This window comes from Bacillus sp. SIMBA_154, from assembly GCF_046536015.1.
Taxonomy (GTDB): domain Bacteria; phylum Bacillota; class Bacilli; order Bacillales; family Bacillaceae; genus Bacillus; species Bacillus pumilus_P.
The window spans coordinates 1-260 of the sequence record NZ_JAWJBV010000378.1; the positions used below are offsets into that span (position 1 = coordinate 1).

Consider the following 260-nt stretch of genomic DNA (forward strand, 5'->3'; position numbering starts at 1 on the left):
GGCTAACGCCGTCACCTTCTTCAAGAACTTCATACTGAAGACCAGAGTCGGTTGTCTGCACACCCTCTTTTTTCGCATTTTCCGCTAAGTAGGCTTTGCCTTCTTCAGCGGCTTTTTTCCCCAAAACGTTCTGGCGATGTTCCATAACTTCTTCGCGCATCGCGTTCAGAATTTTTTCAGCTTCTTCTTCACTCAGTTGAGGGTCGCCTTTAACCGCATCGACAAAGCCCGCTATAACAATGTCACGTTCCAGCATATAG

General features: G+C 47.3%; 1 protein-coding gene. It reads right to left on the reverse strand.

Going from position 1 to position 260, the window contains the following annotated elements; genetic code table 11:
- Positions 1 to 260: FKBP-type peptidyl-prolyl cis-trans isomerase N-terminal domain-containing protein (locus R0K30_RS22440; RefSeq protein ID WP_410613110.1), on the reverse strand; the 260-nt coding region annotated here is incomplete at both ends.